Consider the following 14,989-nt stretch of genomic DNA (forward strand, 5'->3'; position numbering starts at 1 on the left):
CGTTTTATACGGTTTTTATTAGACTAAAGTAGATAATAAAAAATAAGAAAGGGAACTCAGAAGAGATTATAAATAGGTGGTTGTGTAGAACAGCCCGTTTATTATACGTTATTTTATATAGGGCCTATTTAAGATGTATAACTATGCCAATCAAATTCACTAATAACATGGCAAAGTAAAGGGTCTACGCCTTTTGAGTCACAGTATGCACGTAATTGCATGGGGGGTTGCTCGTCAAAAATAATTTGCCAAACTATATACAACATGTGATTAAACAGAGTTAACTCATTATCATCAGTGCCATCTAAATCGTGGCAACTCATTAATAAGTTACATATTTTTGTGTCGTATCCCCATAACTTTAAAACGTAGGCAGAAATAAAATTGGCACTTACGTATCCATCGCTGATGGTTTGCGCATGCTCATCTGACACATCGCTTTGAGCTTGAGATAATAAAATGATCTTGCCGACAAAACTCAATAACGCCACTGAAAATAACAATTCTTGATCATGCAAGTTAAAACCAGCCAGCTTTGCAAAATCCTTAACACAACTAGCGTAATTCGCCGCTATATTCAATTGCTTTTCATGCACATCAACAGGAATAGACGATTCAAAGTTTTTAGCAACCAATAAAGAGGTGGTGATAGCCATTAATATCGTGGTACCGAGCCTCGAAACAGCCTCATCTATTGACGATGTTGGCCTTACAAAACCAAGATAAGCGGAGTTTGCAAGTTGTAACAATTTAGCCGTTATTATTGGCTCTTGAGAAACAACATGGGCAATATCATGTAAATCAAATTCATCGCTTTGTACTAAGTCTCTGAGCTCTTTTAAAATAAGAGGATAAACAGGAAAACTGATCATAGCCCCTAACTGTCTACGCACATTATAAGCAAAAGGCAATGACTTTAACGCCGCCACATTATTAAAAAGTGCAGCTATGTCTGCCTCATTAAACGGTTTAGCAAGATAAGCATGAACAATATTAGGTTGTTGTATCATAGTACTCAACCTCATATCACCGGTAAGTAATGCTCTAACCGGATAGGGGTTCTTTGAAGAGCATTGCTCTAAAATATCCAGCCCATTCATTTGCGGCATTAAATAATCACTCAATACTAAATCAACGTCTTTTATGGCACTTAAAAGTTGCCAAAACTCATCAATATCCGCAGTCGTTATGATATCAACCTCTGGGAATACTCGATGAATAGTTCTTTGCAATACTTTTAATAAAAAAGCATCGTCATCTAAAATGATTACTTTAATCGCTTTCATTTAGCACCTTGAGTGTTTGCATGGTTTAAATAATTACAAAAATCATCTGATTCTAAAGGCTGCGAATAGTAATAACCTTGTATGTAGTCACAGCCTAATTTTTTAATTACTTCGCATTCAAAGGCAGTTTCTACTCCCTCAGCTATCACTATAAGGCTGAGATCATGAGACATACGCGTAATATTACGAATCATACTTTGCATCGCTAAAGACGATTCAATATCAGTAATAAGCGCTTTATCCAGTTTAACCCCATCTACTGGCAGTTTAGAAAGGTAACCAAGTGATGAATAACCCACGCCAAAATCATCAATCAATAGCTTAACCCCTAACTTTTTTAACCTTTTTAATTGTTGTTCGCAAGCAGAAAAATCTTCTATCAAATAGGTTTCTGTTAACTCAAAAACCAACTGTGATGACTCTAAACCATTGCAGCTTAAACATTCCAGCACATAGTCAATCAAACCGGGATCATCTTTTAATTGCCTAGCAGATAAGTTAATAGCCAACACGTTCACACCTATATTGTTATCACCCCAATATTTTAGCGTTTTACAGCTTTGAGAAATAACCCAACGCCCTATTGGTATTATCTGGCCATCACATTCAGCAATCGGAATAAAATGAGCAGGAGGAACCCAACCATATTTACTTGGCTCATACCAGCGAATGAGCGCCTCAGCACTGTGTACTTGTCCTGTTTCAATGTTAACTTTTGGCTGAAAACGTAGTGACAGTTCATCTTTATTTACCGCGATTAGTAATAAACGGCTTAACTCAAAATTCTTTCTATAGTCGGCTACTAGCTGAGGATCAAACCGGGAAAAAATACGCTGCTGCTCACCTAATTGATAATTCAACGTCAACTGCATCTGATTTACGAGTTCTTTTCCTTCTAAATTATCCTCAGGAAACAAACCATACACACCATATAGCTGCACATGAGCGTCAATATATTTTCTGGGTAGAATTTTATTTAACTGCTCAATCGCTTTATTTAAATCACTTAAAACTTCACTATCAGATTTAATTTCCGGAACAAATAATACAAATCGATCGGCGCTCTTATGAAAAACTTTGACAGATTTCTCCGATACGCTTTTTAACACTTTCAAAACCAATTTTATAAGGTGGTTGCCATCTTCTGCACCTAGCAAATCATTAATTAATTGAAACTGGGCAATACCTATATAAACTAAGGCATAACATTTTTTATTCGCTTCACACAGCGTTAAATGGTGATAAAATTCAGACTCGTTGGTTACCACCGACTGTGTTCTAGTAAGTTGAAAAATGTTACTCATGCTATTTGAGTTGCTCGATAATTTTAAGAGTTGAAAATAATCATCATTTAAACAACGCTCTATCATAACTTCTTCGTTTTTAGCTAGATCAGAGGCGTGTGCATAATTAATAAAAAGTGTACTGCTTTTCTTATCAACAAATGACTGACTTACTGATTTGTTTTGAGCTGTATCTAAATAAGCGAGGTGTTTATTTTCATATAAATGAATATCTGGAATAATTTCAGCTGCAGGTGCATTAAAACGATTTATAATACCGTTATTGTCTATTTCTATTAAGCCAGACATACTGCCCATTAATAATTGATCTCTTACTCTTTTTGCTCGGCGCTGTTCATATTTAACTTTCGCTTCGCTGATGTTCTCAAGTAACTCACTATCGACCCATGGCTTTTCTAAAAAACGAAATACTAACCCCTGATTCAGTAACTCAACCACAGACTTAAAATCAGCATACCCACTCAGTACTAGGTTTACACTATCAGGCCAGCGACTTTTAACTTGGCGTAATAAATCAGCGCCGTTCATTTCTGGCATTCTAAAATCAGTAATGATTATCTCAATTTGATTAGCCGCTAATATTTCAAGTGCCTCAAAACCAGAGGATGCCGTCAGCACATCATAACCAGAACGAGCAAGTACTCGCTTTAAAGATTTCAATACATTGAGTTCATCGTCTACTAATAAAATTCGCAAAGCCACTATCTACACCTCAAAATGGGGTTGTACTCTTGCTAACTTGATTGTTCTTCTAAGTACCCTTTGCTAAGCAACCAAAAATGTTCACATCAGCACAAGTATGTTGTATCTAACTACATACGCAATAATGCCACTTAGCTGTAACTGTCTATCTAACTGATACCTTTTCAGATCACCTATATTGGTTTAAGGTTTCTATCATTAATAAGTGATTGCAATCACTAGATACAACTTAAACAAAAATGATACTTTTTAAAAATAAGCCATCCAGTTCACTTTATATAATAATAGTCTAGAATAAATTCTAAGTGATTATTTTTAGTTAAAAACATCCAGCGTTGTGGCTATTATTACCAAGGGGCATCTATGTTCGCCATTGAAACTTTTCACACTCACGGCAGCGATATAGATAAATTTATCAAACCTGTAAGTCAGTTTACAAACAACAGTCCCGATTTACTGCTCGGGTTTGCTACAACCGATACCATTAAATATCTTTATAATAGCCAGCCCAACGTGATAAAAAACACTCAAAATTGCTTAATCATCTCCTCCTGTCTTGGCTCATCAACCGAAAAAAATTTATCGTTAAATGAGCAAAGTATTAGTTTATTCTCTATCAAAGACTCAACGGGTCATTATGGAATTGCCAGTTGCAATACAACTAATAACCTAAGAGAAAATGCAGCTAACACTGTACTCCGAGCTATTGCTAATGCAGGCCAAACAGGACTCGCCCCAAAAATGGTCTGGTGCTTTCAAGTCCCAGGGAACGAAGAACTAGTGCTACAAGGAATCCAAGATGCTATTGGGCAGCGTATACCTGTTTTTGGAGGAAGTTGCGCTGATAACGACATTTCGGCAAAGTGGTGTTTCAGCGATACTAAAAATGTATACCAACAAGGTTTTATCATTGCGGTGTTATATCCGTCTGTAGAAACATTCGGCTTTTATAGTTCAGGCTACGATATAACCAACCAGCAGGGCATAGTTACCAATATTGAAGGACGTTTATTAAAAACAATCGATAATCAGCCCGCTTTTGATGTTTATAATCAATGGCGTAAAAACCTAGGGTTTGGACAGTTAAAAGCGGGAAATATACTTGCCCAATCAGCAATGACCCCGCTATCAAGAGCTTTTGCTTCAGATGATGAAATCCCACGATTATTGTTAAGTCATCCAGCTATAGCAAAAAATGGATCGTTAGAATTATTTTCTAACCTACATGTTGGCGATACGGTTTACCTTGCCTCAGGAAGCCCAGAGCAATTAATAAAGCGAGCTGATATGGTTGTCACCTCATTAACTAAATTGGCAGAACTCCATGCTATAAAAAATATTACCGGTGGTGTTATTATTTTTTGCGGTGGTTGTATGCTATCAATTAAAGAGGCAATGCACGAAGTAAAGCAATCTATTGAAACACAACTTCCCACTATTCCGTTTATTATAGGCTTTACTTTCGGGGAGCTCGGGACATTCAGCGATGCGACCAGTAAACATGGTAACTTAATGATCTCATGCGAAATTTTTGGTGACCCAATATGAGTAACAATGAAATACTGTTAGAAAAGCTACACTTATTACAAGTTCATAATTTAGCACTTGAAGAAAACCGTGCCTTTAATAGCTTGATTTTAAATGGTCTAGATATAATCTTAAAAAACGACAACACAGAAACCTTACTCACTGAGTTTTTTGATATTTTGCATCAGGCCATTGCCTTTTCTGCGGCTATTTTAATTAAAATAAATCCAAAAGATGTAATGGCTACGTTAATTACAGCGTCGCATCCGAATAGCGATGCAATAATTACCCAGCTGGAAGTACTTAATAGACCCGATAGAAATATTAAAAATATATTTAACTTACATCAACTCCCTAATTGGCAAGTAACCGACCCTTTTTGGCATTCGCAATATGCCATGCTCACCACTCCAGTAAATACAAGTACAGAGAGCTACCAGCTCTATATTTTTTCTGAAAAAATTGGCGCGTTTAATCAGCACGATATTACTTTAATGCAGCGCTTTGTCAGTTTTGCAGGTAATACGATTTCACAATTTGAAAAACGAAACTTACTTGTTAAACAAAAAGAAATGGAGGAAAAACAAAATAACATCGAGCAAGTGTTAATTAACTCTGAAAAAATGGCTTCGTTAGGGCAAATGGCAGCAGGCGTTGCGCACGAAATAAATAATCCTTTAAGTTACATAGTTAGTAACATTCAAAATTTGGCATACAACCTTGAGCAATTTAGCCATTTCATTAACGCTCTTAAAACAGAGAGTGTCATAACGCAGCAAACATTAGCAGATTTGTTACAACATTTTCAATTTGATGGATTACAATCAGACTCAAGCGATATCATTGCTGAAATGACTGAAGGGGCTGATCGTGTTAAAGAGATTGTTCAAGGGTTAAGGCAATTTGCTCATCCAGATCAAACTAAAATTGGCGATATAAATATAACTGAGCTTATTGATAATACATTACGTGTTGCCTGGAGCGAAATTAAATACAGTGCCAAGGTCGAAAAGCACTACAATACAGAACCAATCATCATCACTGGTCGTTCGACCCAACTCTCCCAAGTGTTTTTAAATTTATTTTTTAACGCCGCTCAAGCTATTTGCGACAAAGTTGGGGTGATCACTATTACTACTAAAGCCGATAAAAAAAATGCCTATATAACGATTGCCGATAATGGTAGTGGAATTAAGGAGGACAAATTAAATAAAATTTTTGACCCTTTTTTTACTACAAAACCAATTGGCCAAGGCACAGGGTTAGGGCTTGCTATAAGTAAAGCAATAATAGAACAACACAGTGGCCTAATTAGTGTTAAAAGTAAGATAAATCAAGGCACTATTTTTAATATTACCTTACCTAAAAAACCAATATTAACTGACGATGCATTGAGTATTTTAAATGCAAAAAAAATCGCTAAAGAGTGAATTTTTAATACATTATCAGTTGTTTACAGCCAAAGCTTAGACTAAATTAAACTTATAATTATGTTGGTGGTAAGAAGATAAATGACAGACATTGCCCAATTAGAACAGCTAAATCAACAGCCTCCGAGCATCTTATGCTTGGACGATGAAGCTAATGTACTCAAATCTTTAGTACGCTTACTTCGTCAATATAAATTTGATGTGAGTGTTTCAACCAATGGCCAAGATGCACTTGAAAAAATGCAAAGTAAAGAGTTTGACGTCGTAATAAGCGACATGCGCATGCCACACATGAGCGGGGCAGAGTTTTTAGCCAAAGCCAGAAAGCTCGCCCCCGATAGCCAACGCATTTTGTTAACTGGCTTTTCCGATTTAGAGTCAACAATCAGTGCGGTTAACGAAGGGGGTATTCATGCTTATGTGCAAAAACCTTGGCAAAATGATCACTTAGTAAGTGTAATCCAGTCAGGCGTAGAAAAATTTAGACTAAAAAAGCAAAATGAAATTTTACAACAGCATGTAAAATCTCAGAACCAGCAACTAAAAGAGCTCAATACTAATTTAGAGCAGCTGGTCGATAAACGAACAAATCAAATTAGAAGTGTATTAAAAAAACTAGAAGTCGCTAATGAAAGTGAAAAAAGAGAGCATCAATCGACTGTTGAACTGCTTTATAATTTTATTAATGCAAATCCGTATCTCGATGGTAAAAGAGCAGAGAACATTGCCGGCACATGCACGCAAATAGCGCGTTACCTTAATGTATCGCAAAGAAGTATCACGCTTGCGCCTATTGCAGGATATTTAGCTCAAATTGGTTTACTTGCAATGGATCCTGAGCTTTACAACAAACCTATTAACGAACTTAATGAAGTACAGCGCAAAACGTTTTACACCCACCCGAGTATTTCACAATTAATGCTCATGCCAGCGACTCACTTGAGCGATGTTTCTGATGCAATTTATCACCAGTTCGAGCGATACAACGGCCAAGGTATCCCCAAAGGACTTGCTAAAAACGATATTCCAATTGGTGCTATGGTGCTCAGCGTAGCTCGCGATTACTGGGAGCATTATGAGCAAAGCGATCCATTACTTACAACAAAACAACGCCATGAGGCGGCGCTCGGTAATATTAAGGCCAATAGTGGTAGCTTATATCACCCGCGTATTGTCGATGCACTTGAAGCAAGCCATACTAAATTAATTACCTCTGATAGTTCTATTGGCTCAATTAAAATAATTTGCGCTCAAGAGCTTGAAGAAAATATGACACTGGCAAACTCACTACACAGCCATACAGGCATTATGCTTTTACCCAAAGAGCATGTTTTCAATTCAAAATCGATTGTTAAGCTACAACAACTTGAAGCCAAAAAGCCGACTCCGTTTAGAATTATGGTTAAAACGGCTAAATGATTGATCTAAATTGCTCTTTTATTCGTTACAATGGGCTTAAATAAATTAATAACTTTGCTTGAAGGAGCACAACGTGTCGCGATTTTCTGCCGTTACCGATAATCCCCACGACGGGCGTTTTAACCAAAAAACGGGAATATTACTGACCAACTTAGGCAGCCCAGATGCCCCCACAGCAAGCGCATTACGTGTTTACTTGCGTGAGTTTTTATCTGATCCACGCATTGTAGAAATTCCACGCATTGTGTGGATGATAATTCTCCATGGCATTATCTTACGCATTCGTCCAAAACGCTCAGCTAAGTTATATAAGAGTATATGGACCGAAAATGGCTCGCCGCTAACTCATATTACGCGCCAGCAAAGCCTTAAATTAAATGCCTTATTAAAACAGCATGGCTATACCAACACCGAAGTGGTTATGGCGATGCGCTATGGTAACCCATCAATCGAAGCGGGCCTTGAAGAGCTTAGAGACAAAGGTTTAACCCGTATTATTGTGCTGCCACTTTATCCGCAGTATTCAAGCCCAACTACAGGCTCTACGTTCGACGCAGTTGCCAATGTATTAAAAAAATGGCGCTGGGTACCAGAGCTGCACTTTGTAAACGGGTATCACAAAAATACAGCGTACCTTGAGTCACTCGCTAATAGTATTAGTGAAGATTTAGAAAAACATGGAATGCCACAAAAAATGGTGTTTTCATACCACGGTATGCCTAAACAGTTTTTAGATAATGGCGACCCTTATCATTGCCTATGTCAACAAACAACACGATTAGTGGTTGAAAAACTAGGGCTAGACAAAGATAAAGTGATCACTACTTTTCAAAGTCGCTTTGGTAAAGCTGAATGGTTAAAACCATATACAGATGCAACTCTTGAGAGCTTACCTGGCGAAGGAATTAAAGATATCGCAATTATAAGCCCTGCATTTAGCGCCGACTGCCTAGAAACACTTGAAGAATTAGAAGGTGAAAACCGCGAAATTTTTGAAGAAGCTGGCGGCGAGAAATACCGATACATTGCAGCTCTAAACGATCGTGACGATCATATAGACGCCATGTTCGATGTATTAAAGCCAATGCTTTAAAGCAAAGGTTCGAGGTTTCAGGTTTCAGGTTTCAGGTTTCAGGTTTCAGGTTTCAGGCAGACACTAGCCAAGCGCGGTGGTTGACGGTAGGTGGGAGTTTACCTCGCGCACACAGTGCTAAACCCGTTGCTCGACACCCGATACCCGTACTTAATACCTAATTTAGCGCTTACGTGTCACTATTAATGTGATTGCCCCGGCTATTATTCCCCAGCAGGCAGAGCCTACCGACCATAAAGTTAAATCTGAGGCAGTGACTAAAAAAGTAATGATAGCCGCTTCAGTATATTCAGCACTATGCAAAGACTGCTGTAAACTATTGGCAATAGTGCCAAACAAAGCAATACCCGCCAACGCTAACACCAATGCTTGTGGCAAGCTTGCCACAATTGCCACTAACATAGCCGCACATAGCGCCATAATTATATAAAACACGCCACCAGCAATACTTGCCCAATAACGTTTATCAGGGTCTTTATCAGCCTCTTCGCTCATACAAATAGCCGCTGTTATGGCTGCTAAATTTATGGAATAAGTGCCAAAGGGAGCCGTCATACAATTTATTAACCCGGTCACAGTTAATGACGATGATATAGGCGCTTTATAATTATGTGCTTTCAAAATAGCGAAACCGGGTAAGTTTTGTGAGGTCATAGTTACTATGTATAAAGGAATGCTTATACTTACAAATGCCTGCAAACTAAAGCTTGGCGCTATATATGCAAAACTACTGGCTTGCCAATGCACGGTACTGGTATCGATATTACCCACATACCAGGCTAAAAATATACCCGCTAGCAACACACTTAGCATCGCAAAACGGGCAAAAAAGCGCTTACCAATAAAGTACACCACCACCATTAAACCAATAACTAATGGCATATCGTTCATAAAGTTAAACACATCAATGCCAAATGTCACTAATACTCCCGCTAACATGGCACAAGCCAGTTCACTAGGAATACGGTTCATAATTTTTTCAAACCACCCGGTTACTCCCGACACCAGCACCAAAAAGGCTGAGAGCATAAATGCGCCCACGGCTTCATGTAAGCTATAGCCTTGAGCACTTGAAATCAGTAGTGCAGCCCCTGTGGTCGACCATGCAATTAAAATCGGCACTTTATAATAAAACGACAACACAATAGAGGTACTGCCCATTACCAAGCCCAGCATTAATATCCAGCTTGCCACTAGGTCAGGTGTGCCACCTAAAGTGATCACCACTTGGTAAATCAATGCTATCGAACTTGAAAAACCAATAATAACGGCAACAAGTCCCGCCATAGTGCGACTAAGTAATTGATCAGTCCCTGCCATAATTCCCTCATTTCATGCTTTAACGTTACAACATACTTTGCCTATTTTTACATTGCAATTTTGAATAATGAATATGAAAAAACATCACGTTAATAAATTTTTTTATTGATCAATTTTTGCCTATCAAAATCATTGCCATTAAAAAAATAAACGCGTACCTAAAAACAAGCCGCAGAGCGCATTATTGCTGTAAAAAGCCGTAATTTTTAAGCTAAAAACACATACCAAAAAAAGGCAAAGTAAATACTTACAATGAGTTATAAAAAACCCCATTAACACTTTATGGTTACAATTTAAATTTGATCTCATCCTATTTTTAATATAAAACTTAACAATTATTTCACTAATTACCCTAAAAGAGAAACAGATGAAACGTTACATTGTTTTAATTATCGCTATTCCTTTGTCTGTATTTGCCATTTATACGCTGCTTGAGAATCAGAAAAAAATCGATAAGGAGGCAGTAGCCCCTATTGCCGTAGACATCGTCCCTGTTGATTCTGAGTTTGTAAAACAAACACGTAAGCCATTGCCAATTGATATGAGTAAAGACCCTGTTACAGTCAAACCCTTAAAAGAAAAACTAGCCGACACTGAAGACTCGTTTGATGCAATAAATAAGCCTTCAACTAAGGCCAAAGAAATACTTAAAGCGGCAAAAGTACTGCCTACCGATTTACAAAATGAAGCCTATATAGAATTTAATTTAGCAGCACTTAAAGCCCTTAAAGCAGGGGATAATTTTGATCTCGCTATACCGCAAACCGCAGAAACCTACAGCGCTGAAATAACTAACGTTACCAGTGCAAGTAACGGCGATAAAAGTATTGTTGGCCAAGTGATTGGTGCTAATGGAGCAATGCACACCACCATATTAACCGTTGGCAAGGATGCAGTATATGGTCAATTTACAGCCCCAAGTGGTAACTATGTTTTTGAAAGCAAAGGACAATATGGCTGGATTGCAGCAAAGCGTGACTTATACAAATCACATATAGAACACCAAGTAAGTGAACCCTCGTCAAAAAATACTGATGGTGGAGATCCGTTTGCACCCAGTGATGAAAAGTCACCCTCTATTTAATTTTTAATCTAAACAAAGACGACACAGCAGTAAAACTGCAATTACAAAAAAAGGAAATACGACTATGAAAAAAATAATATCAACAGCCGCTATTGCAACAGCATTATGTGCAGCAAGCACAGTATCAGCAGAAACAATTGATATCGGTATTTTATATACCGACCAATCAGCTGCCGCTACCAGCAATATTAATACTAAGATTAACCAGCTTATTGCTTTTAGTAATCAAGTATATAGCCAAAATGGCGTTGATATTACACTGCGTTTAGTGGGCTCTCAAAACTTAGGTAGCCACGCAATAACCCCTTCGGAAGATTGGCTAGACGCCGTGACAAATAGCAGCTATGTAAATGGTTTACGTAATGATTGGAAAGCAGACATGGTAGCCGTACTAGGTACAGGCCAAAGTGCGGGTAGCGGTTTAATTTCATGTGGTATTGCTTGGGTTGGTCAAGGCACAAATGGCAATTTATACAGCTCAATGAGCGATCGTATGTACTCAATTACAGCTGTTGATTGTGGTGCTACAACATTCGTACATGAACTAGGTCATAATCAAGGCCTGACACACTCTCGTAAACAAGGCGCAACTAGTGGCGGTGTATACGTTGATGGCATGGGCCACGGCGTACAAAATGAATTTGCCAGTATTATGGCTTACCCACATGTGTTTGGTAGTGCGACTCAGTACGATTATTTCTCAAACCCAAATTGGAGCGTAAACGGTATTCCATTTGGTGTGACTAACCAAGCATATGCTATTCGTACCGTCACTGATACCAAAACCAGTATTGCCAACTTTAAATAATCTCAATTGTAAATAATGAGCTTATTCTAAGAATCAGCATTAAATAAATGGGTAAATTATTACCCATTTACACCAATTAAGTTTCCCTTGCGGAGCGCCTCGGCGCTCTTTTTTGATGATTAATCATTACCTGCTTTTATTGCAGGAAGTAAAGTTTTGCCATCGCTATCTACTTCACTCATTAGCGTTAACCCCATTACTTTGGCAAGCACAGGATAAATATCTAAATTATTCACCAGCTCAATACTTACACCTTTTTTAAACGCAGGACCTGCTGCTATAAAGGAGGCAGCCATATCATCACTATAAGCATAGCCATGTGTACCTAAATAAGGCGCCTTAGTACCGTTACTAAATACCGCAGGCGCATTGGTTTGCACCACAATATCGCCCACTCTACTCCCGCTATTATAATGGTAGCCTTCAAGCTGCTCACTACTTAAAACACTATAACGCCCCTTAGCCGCTTTTTGTAAACGTGCTTTATATGCATCAATATCCGCATTTTTAGCATCGCTTTTAGTATAAATAAGTAAACGAGGTCCGGTATTCACAATAATAAAATTATCATCTTTAGGTAAACTGCTGACAATAATGCTTTGCTCAGGATCAACCTTTGCCATGCCATGATCAGAAACAATGACTAAATTAATATCCTGAGATAATTTGCTCAAGCGAGTACGTAATTGCCCCATTAATGCATCTAACTTATGAACGGCGTCACGTGTTTGTACTGCATCTGGGCCAAACTCATGCCCTATGCTATCAACCAGCGAAAAGTAACTGGCTACAAAACGTGGGCGCTGCGCCTTAGGCAAACTTAACCACTGTACAATTTGGTCAATTCTGTCTTGGTAGTTACCTTGTTTGGAATAATGAAAATAGTAGTCTGGCGTCATACCATTAAAGCGCGCATCCAACTCAGGCCAAAAATACACCGCCGATTTAAGCCCATGCATTTTTACTAAATTCCATAATGGAGTACCACGTACCCAAGTACTGTCTTTTTGGCCTTTACCCATGCTGTAGCATTGATTATTGCGCGCTTTGTCACAAAATTTATTGTCAACAATACCGTGGTTAACGGGTAGTAAACCAGTAATCACCGAAATATGATTTGGGAACGTTTTAGTAGGGTAAACTGGCTGCATTTTTTGTGCTCTAACCCCTTGCTCAGCCATTGCTTTTAAATTGGGTGCACCGTGCTTTTCAATATAATCCCAACGCAAGCCGTCAATTGAGATCATAACAACCGTTTGCTCTTTGGCTGCAAACGCATTACTCATCCCTAATAAAAGGCAAAAATAGACTGCCTTTGTGATCCACAACTTCATTTTAAACACCTATAGATGTATGTTAATTTTATAAAAAATAATACTAAAGCAAGTTGTTACTTTATGATACATGCTGATAGATTAAAGATGGCTCACTAAAAAATATAACTGTGCACTTAATAAGAGCCCAACGTGCAAAATAAAAGGATTGCCATGATCGACTTCAGCAGCAAAATCACCCCAGCGCGTATGCAGCGCACGACGGCCAATTTACAAATGGCGCTTGAGAGCGATCGTGGCCGCATTATTAACAGCGCAGCCATTCGTCGCCTGCAACAAAAAACCCAAGTATTTCCGCTTGAGCGCAACGCAGCAGTGCGCTCACGTCTTACTCACTCATTAGAAGTACAACAAGTTGGTCGATTTATCGTGCAGCGTGTTTTTGCCAATCTAAATTACCAACAGCAAAAAGAATATGGTTTATCCGGCTTAGAACGCCCGCTAGAAACCCTAGTAGAAATGGCCTGCCTAATGCACGATATTGGTAACCCGCCGTTTGGTCACTTTGGCGAGGCCGCCATTAATAATTGGTTTAATGCTAACTTGGCAAGTATTACGCCTGAGCGTTGCCAAACAGCTAATAGCAGTATAGGCATTATTTTTAAACATTTAGCGCAAGATATTTGCAGTTTTGAAGGCAACGCCCAAGGCATACGTATTATTCACTCATTGCTCAGCCTAAATTTAACCTACAGCCAAAGTGCAGCAATTTTAAAGTATACCCGCCCTGCCAGCTTAGCGAAGCAGGATATTCCACAAAATAAAAACTACATTATGAAAAAAGTAGGCTACTACTACAGCGAAAAAAGCTTTATAGAAGCACTACAAACAGAGCTAAAAATGGAGCCGCATTGCCGCCACCCTGCCAGTTACATAATGGAAGCCGCAGACGATATTTCTTATTGCTTGGCTGACATAGAAGATGCGGTAGAAAAAGACATAATAAGCACTCAGCATTTGTGCGAGCAATTAAAAAAGCAGTATCAAAAAGCGCTAATTAACTTAGCCTTAAACGACACCCAGCACCAAAGCTTTGTAGATGATGCAATTAATTACGCTATTGAACGCGCGCAAGCACAGCCCTTTAATTTTAATAGTGAATTTTTTATTTATTTACGCGTATCGTTACTGCATCCATTAGTGAATCATGCCGCAAAACGCTTTATTGAAAATATAGAGCCAATTTATCATGGTGATTTTAATCATGCATTATTAGAAGATCGCAGTTACTTACATGCTGCAACCCAAGCCCTTAAACAAGTGGCACTTGAGCATGTATTTTCTCATAAAGAGGTCGAAAAGCTCGAACTACAAGGCTATCGTATTATTAACGGCCTACTAGAATGCTATAAGCCATTACTACAATTAACTAGCGACGACTTTAAACGCGCACTACATGGCGACAACCGTTTATTAATAGAGTCACGATTAGTTAAAAAGCTCTCTAAAAAACATTTAAGTAGCTATCAGCACGCCATAAATGCCATGCAAGAAGAGCCCGACCACTTTGCGGCTTATGAGTTTTATTACAGATGTAGACTCATCCAAGATTACATAAGCGGCATGACCGACCAATTTGCTTACGACGAGTACCGCAGCTTAATGGTAATTGACTAAGCCATGCTCAGATCGTGAAATTGCTAAGCCCTAGATAATTTTTTACTTTGCGCTTAAAATTAGGG

The 14,989-nt window shown here is 38.4% G+C and carries 11 protein-coding genes; 7 read left to right on the forward strand and 4 right to left on the reverse strand.

Features of this window, described 5'->3' with window-relative positions; genetic code table 11:
* Positions 1-128 precede the first annotated feature (128 nt).
* Both FLM54_RS16480 and FLM54_RS16485 read right to left on the reverse strand, forming a co-directional pair.
* Positions 129-1,286: an HDOD domain-containing protein gene (locus tag FLM54_RS16480; RefSeq protein WP_178956992.1), complete on the reverse strand. Its 1,158-nt coding sequence runs from the start codon at positions 1,284-1,286 to the stop codon at positions 129-131.
* Positions 1,283-3,292, reverse strand: coding sequence for an EAL domain-containing protein (locus FLM54_RS16485; protein WP_178956993.1), 2,010 nt, complete (start codon positions 3,290-3,292; stop codon positions 1,283-1,285). Before FLM54_RS16485 ends, FLM54_RS16480 begins: the two co-directional genes overlap by 4 nt.
* A gap of 363 nt (positions 3,293-3,655) precedes the next feature.
* Here FLM54_RS16485 and FLM54_RS16490 point away from each other — a divergent pair, with 363 nt between their 5' ends.
* From FLM54_RS16490 to hemH, 4 genes are all read left to right on the forward strand, one after another.
* Entirely contained in the window at positions 3,656-4,840 is a 1,185-nt protein-coding gene (locus FLM54_RS16490) for an FIST signal transduction protein (RefSeq protein ID WP_178956994.1), read from the forward strand.
* On the forward strand, positions 4,837-6,249 hold the full coding sequence (locus FLM54_RS16495; RefSeq protein WP_178956995.1) for a sensor histidine kinase: 1,413 nt from the start codon (positions 4,837-4,839) through the stop codon (positions 6,247-6,249). The genes FLM54_RS16490 and FLM54_RS16495 overlap by 4 nt, the downstream gene beginning before the upstream one ends.
* 81 nt (positions 6,250-6,330) lie before the next feature.
* Positions 6,331-7,668 (forward strand): HD domain-containing phosphohydrolase, encoded by a 1,338-nt coding sequence (locus FLM54_RS16500; protein ID WP_138605720.1) that lies wholly within the window; start codon positions 6,331-6,333, stop codon positions 7,666-7,668.
* A 73-nt stretch (positions 7,669-7,741) separates the two neighbouring features.
* On the forward strand, positions 7,742-8,761 hold the full coding sequence (gene hemH / locus FLM54_RS16505; protein ID WP_178956996.1) for a ferrochelatase: 1,020 nt from the start codon (positions 7,742-7,744) through the stop codon (positions 8,759-8,761).
* A 162-nt stretch (positions 8,762-8,923) separates the two neighbouring features.
* Here the strand turns inward: hemH and FLM54_RS16510 are convergent, their stop codons facing one another.
* Positions 8,924-10,081, reverse strand: coding sequence for a benzoate/H(+) symporter BenE family transporter (locus tag FLM54_RS16510; protein WP_178956997.1), 1,158 nt, complete (start codon positions 10,079-10,081; stop codon positions 8,924-8,926).
* A 367-nt stretch (positions 10,082-10,448) separates the two neighbouring features.
* Between FLM54_RS16510 and FLM54_RS16515 the strand changes: the two genes are divergently transcribed.
* Positions 10,449-11,165 (forward strand): hypothetical protein, encoded by a 717-nt coding sequence (locus FLM54_RS16515; protein ID WP_178956998.1) that lies wholly within the window; start codon positions 10,449-10,451, stop codon positions 11,163-11,165.
* Positions 11,166-11,229: 64 nt separating this feature from the next.
* Positions 11,230-11,973, forward strand: coding sequence for a zinc-dependent metalloprotease family protein (locus FLM54_RS16520; RefSeq protein WP_178956999.1), 744 nt, complete (start codon positions 11,230-11,232; stop codon positions 11,971-11,973).
* A gap of 119 nt (positions 11,974-12,092) precedes the next feature.
* Here the strand turns inward: FLM54_RS16520 and FLM54_RS16525 are convergent, their stop codons facing one another.
* The gene (locus FLM54_RS16525) at positions 12,093-13,307 is read right to left on the reverse strand and encodes an alkaline phosphatase family protein (RefSeq protein WP_178957000.1); all 1,215 of its coding nucleotides are present in this window, start codon (positions 13,305-13,307) and stop codon (positions 12,093-12,095) included.
* A gap of 153 nt (positions 13,308-13,460) precedes the next feature.
* On the opposite strand from FLM54_RS16525, the gene dgt reads away from it, so the two are divergent.
* Positions 13,461-14,924 carry a dGTPase gene (gene dgt, locus FLM54_RS16530; protein ID WP_138605921.1) on the forward strand — a complete coding sequence of 488 codons (1,464 nt, stop codon included), beginning with the start codon at positions 13,461-13,463 and terminating at the stop codon, positions 14,922-14,924.
* Positions 14,925-14,989: the final 65 nt, after the last annotated feature.

Origin of the sequence: Pseudoalteromonas sp. Scap25 (genome assembly GCF_013394125.1) — a bacterium.
Lineage (GTDB): Bacteria > Pseudomonadota > Gammaproteobacteria > Enterobacterales > Alteromonadaceae > Pseudoalteromonas.

What these genes read in the sequence shown, in the direction of transcription:
- FLM54_RS16480 (WP_178956992.1), bottom strand. Translation starts at nt 1,286, where the DNA reads ATGAAAGCGATTAAAGTAATCATTTTAGATGACGATGCTTTTTTATTA.
- FLM54_RS16490 (WP_178956994.1), top strand. Translation starts at nt 3,656, where the DNA reads ATGTTCGCCATTGAAACTTTTCACACTCACGGCAGCGATATAGATAAA.
- FLM54_RS16495 (WP_178956995.1), top strand. Translation starts at nt 4,837, where the DNA reads ATGAGTAACAATGAAATACTGTTAGAAAAGCTACACTTATTACAAGTT.
- FLM54_RS16500 (WP_138605720.1), top strand. Translation starts at nt 6,331, where the DNA reads ATGACAGACATTGCCCAATTAGAACAGCTAAATCAACAGCCTCCGAGC.
- FLM54_RS16510 (WP_178956997.1), bottom strand. Translation starts at nt 10,081, where the DNA reads ATGGCAGGGACTGATCAATTACTTAGTCGCACTATGGCGGGACTTGTT.
- FLM54_RS16515 (WP_178956998.1), top strand. Translation starts at nt 10,449, where the DNA reads ATGAAACGTTACATTGTTTTAATTATCGCTATTCCTTTGTCTGTATTT.
- FLM54_RS16520 (WP_178956999.1), top strand. Translation starts at nt 11,230, where the DNA reads ATGAAAAAAATAATATCAACAGCCGCTATTGCAACAGCATTATGTGCA.
- FLM54_RS16525 (WP_178957000.1), bottom strand. Translation starts at nt 13,307, where the DNA reads ATGAAGTTGTGGATCACAAAGGCAGTCTATTTTTGCCTTTTATTAGGG.
- dgt (WP_138605921.1), top strand. Translation starts at nt 13,461, where the DNA reads ATGATCGACTTCAGCAGCAAAATCACCCCAGCGCGTATGCAGCGCACG.